The sequence below is a fragment of the Agromyces bauzanensis genome (assembly GCF_014645655.1).
Taxonomy (GTDB): domain Bacteria; phylum Actinomycetota; class Actinomycetes; order Actinomycetales; family Microbacteriaceae; genus Agromyces; species Agromyces bauzanensis.
Genome location: NZ_BMMD01000054.1, coordinates 1 through 3,309, shown reverse-complemented (window position 1 = coordinate 3,309; position 3,309 = coordinate 1). Strand labels below are relative to the sequence as shown.

Here is a 3,309-nt window from a genome sequence, read left to right as displayed (position 1 = left end):
GCACCGAACCCGAATACTCAGTGGCGCTCAACGACAAGATCGCGTCGACGAGCAAGTGGCGCTCAACCGCGATACCCATGGCGCTCAGAGAAGCGAATATTCAGTCGGCTCCTCAGGCCGTGGTGTGCGCACGAAGCGCCGCCTCCAGGGAAGGCAGGTGCGACTCGATCACGTCACGGACAGTGCCGATATCGACCCCGAAGTACTGGTGCACGAGGATGTTTCGAAAGCCGCGGATCTGCGGCCACGCGATCTCAGGATGCGCGTCGGTGATCTCCCTTGGGAGGTGGACTACGGCTTCACCGATGATCTGCAGGTTTCTCTCGGCCAGTCTTGGGCCAGTCTTCGGCCATATCGACGAGGTTGCGATCCTCGCTTCCCAGCGACTTGACGTAACGGTCGCATCAGTCGATCGCCTGGGGGATGTCCGCGATCCGTTGCTCGGTTCCCCGAATCACAGCGCCACCGCGTCGACGAGCGCCGACTCCGAGATCGGATGCTTTAGCAACTGCACAGGGAAGATGTCGATGTCGTCCCGGCCGAACAGCTGCCGGGTCTCCTCCATGAGCCCGCTTGCCCTCATCAGGAGGTTCCCGTCCGCGGGATCCATTTCGACCAGGATGTCGATATCGCTGCTGTCGTCAGCATCGCCGCGAGCGACAGACCCGAATAGCCGCGGGTTCCTCGCCGCATACTTCGCCAGGAGTGCGTCGAGTTCGCCGCGGCGCGCGTCGATGACCTCGCGCAACGCGAGACTCGACCTGGTCGTGACGCCCATACATTCAGGGTAGCGGGCAAGCGTGACGCGCGAGCGGATCAGCGGTGGTGTAGCGCGGGGAAGCCGACATTTCGGCGTCTTCTCGGCTGCCGGTGCGGAGACGGAGGGAATTGAACCCGGGCTGGGCGAGGTTGCTCAGGGGTGGTCGAGGGCGTTCACGTTGATTCGACGCGGTTCGCGACATCGTTCATGGACGTTCAGCGACACTCGGTGACGTTCGGGTTTACGCGATTCTTACGCAGGGAAACGGGCGCTCGATCCGGCGCGATTGGAGGCCGTCACGCAACTTGGACGGAGTCCGCGGTGCGCGCTGACGGCTCCTCGGGGAACGAGAGGACGAGGTGACGGCCGAGCGCGGTGGCGAGTCGGGCGAGGGTGTCGATCCGGTTCTTCGCGCCGCCGCCCTCTTCGAGTCGGGAGATCACTGACTGCGTGGTCTTCATCCGAGCAGCCAGCTCACGCTGGCTCAGCCCGGCAGCGGTGCGCAGGTCGTATACGAGTTGGCCGAGATCAAGATCCTGGTCGATCGCTGCACGAAGCTCGTCGCTGACCATAGCGCGCCGCTGCTTCACATCGTCCCAACGGGAGTAGTTCGCCATCTCATCCTCCATCACGGGTAATCCACCGCACAGGCATCCGCCGCGCGCTTCGCGCGAGCCACCTCTTGACGCTCGTTGTCTCGGTGCTTCCGGAACGTCGTCAGCAGAATGATCCGCCCATCCCTTGTGAACCGATAGGTGACTCGTCGCGCCGTGCGTCCGAGCGTAAACCGCAGTTCGAACAATCCCTCGCCGAGGCTTCGGGAGAATGGCATCCGAGCGGTCGAACCGAGTATCGCCAATCGGTCGATGATCGCCACAACGAGTTCCCAGTCGTCCTGGCTCAGGCTGTCGAGCCACGCCTCGATCTCTCGTCGTGCAACTCGATCTCAGCCACACCCCATCATCGCATTCACGGCATGATCGCACAACTGCGATATTGTCCTGATCTCATCCAGCGTGCTCCGCCGGCGCCCTGCGAGATACCCATCTTCCCCGCCCGCTCCTGCGACACCACACGGGGGCTCCGCGCTATCACTCGCTCAGCAGGCTGCCGGCGATCTCGCGCACCCTGGTTCCCTCGAGAGCAGCTTGGGCGATGACCGTCCCCGCGACTGCCAGCAGGGTGCCCTCGAGGATGGCGTGACCGCCGTATCGTCGGTGCAGGTTCTCCAGCTGATCGAAGGCGCGTGCCTCCCGAGCCGCACGGAGGATGTCCCGCGCAGCCCGCATCGCGTCGGCCTCCCAGGCGGGCGGTTGGGCGCGGGCCACGGCCGAACCAAGCGTGGCGTCGCGCTGCCACCGGTCGAGGACACCGAGACCCACCCCGATGACGTGCGCCACCGAGGGGAGGCTGCCGACCGGGTCAGGATGGATACCGTCGATGAGAACGCGCGCCAGATCCGCACTGCCCTCGGCGAGCGCTTCGGTGACGAGTCGATGCACGGTGAGCGCCATCGCCCGCATCTCACCGACTGGTGTGAACACTTCGAGGTTGCGGCGTTGCGTCGCGCGGGCGAGAGCGGTGTTGACCGCGTCGAGGTCGACGTCAGTCTCGAGGTCATGGAGGTCGATGCCCTCCTCCGCGAGGAGAGGAGCGAGTTCCCGCATCATCTCGGCGGCCATTCCCGGCGTGTGCACAATCCCGAGTCGCGCCATCCCGGCTCTCACCGCGGGGGGTCGCTGAACGGGTCCCGATCATCGACATCCTCGTCGTCCAGCTCCGGCTCCTCGTTCAGGAAGGCCGGAGCGAGTGCGATGCCGCCCGCGAACGGACCACGGAGCAGTTCGGGGACGGAGAAGGTGTTCGTCGAGCTCCGCTCGAGGACCCCCATGTCAGCGAGGCGCTCGAGACTGCGGAGGGCGCGGGGCAGCATCAATTCCTCGATCTCATTGAGCCTTGATCCACCGATTTGATTCGGCTGTGTGGTGGGGGTCGCTGTTCGTGAGGTGATCGGCCGGGCGACGGTGTTGTGGCGTGCGTGTTCTGCCAGCCGGTGCTCTGGCGTTTCCACGTGGGGTTTCCGGTTGCGCCTGTCGGGGCGGATGGGTGGTCAGGTGGCGCCGTGGCCTGGGGGTCCCAGGGCGGTGTCCCAGAGCTTGAGCCATGCGTCCTGCGATGGCCATTTCGCGGGTAGGTGGGCGATGAGCCGTCGGGCTCGGGTGGCCAGGCGTGCGGGCACGCGGATGATCCTGCTCAGGATGGTGGCCATCCGGGCTTTGCTCATCCCGGCGGCGTGCGCGGCGGCGCGGGAGAGGTTGAACGCGATCACCGCGAGCTGCAGCCAGGCCGCGTTCGCGTGGAACCGCCCGGACGGCAGCCGGGCGAGTGGGCCGTCCTTGAGTTCGGCGATGACCTGCTCGATCTTATGCCGACGTCGGCATAACATCGATTATCTTGATGTCGGAGTTATGCCGATGTTGTGCGGGAGCGCCTGATCAGGGGCATGTTCGGGTCGGATAGTTCGGCATAACTAGAGGTTCTCGAGGAAG

General features: G+C 65.2%; 6 protein-coding genes and 1 pseudogene. All 7 read right to left on the bottom strand.

Going from position 1 to position 3,309, the window contains the following annotated elements; all coding sequences use genetic code 11:
- Positions 1–112 precede the first annotated feature (112 nt).
- Positions 113–274, bottom strand: coding sequence for a HepT-like ribonuclease domain-containing protein (locus IEX31_RS19725; protein WP_373285553.1), 162 nt, complete (start codon positions 272–274; stop codon positions 113–115).
- Between the two features lie 180 nt (positions 275–454).
- Positions 455–778 (bottom strand): nucleotidyltransferase domain-containing protein, encoded by a 324-nt coding sequence (locus tag IEX31_RS18305; RefSeq protein ID WP_188744825.1) that lies wholly within the window; start codon positions 776–778, stop codon positions 455–457.
- Between the two features lie 278 nt (positions 779–1,056).
- Positions 1,057–1,377, bottom strand: a complete 321-nt coding sequence (locus IEX31_RS18300; protein WP_188744824.1) for a helix-turn-helix domain-containing protein — start codon at positions 1,375–1,377, stop codon at positions 1,057–1,059.
- An 11-nt stretch (positions 1,378–1,388) separates the two neighbouring features.
- Complete coding sequence (locus IEX31_RS18295; RefSeq protein ID WP_188744826.1) at positions 1,389–1,685, bottom strand: type II toxin-antitoxin system RelE/ParE family toxin; 297 nt, start codon at positions 1,683–1,685, stop codon at positions 1,389–1,391.
- Between the two features lie 166 nt (positions 1,686–1,851).
- Positions 1,852–2,274 (bottom strand): hypothetical protein, encoded by a 423-nt coding sequence (locus IEX31_RS18290; RefSeq protein WP_188744823.1) that lies wholly within the window; start codon positions 2,272–2,274, stop codon positions 1,852–1,854.
- Between the two features lie 209 nt (positions 2,275–2,483).
- Positions 2,484–2,831, bottom strand: coding sequence for a hypothetical protein (locus IEX31_RS18285; RefSeq protein ID WP_188744822.1), 348 nt, complete (start codon positions 2,829–2,831; stop codon positions 2,484–2,486).
- A 39-nt stretch (positions 2,832–2,870) separates the two neighbouring features.
- A pseudogene (locus IEX31_RS18280) lies at positions 2,871–3,194 on the bottom strand (transposase); the annotation flags it as partial.
- Between the last annotated feature and the right edge of the window lie 115 nt (positions 3,195–3,309).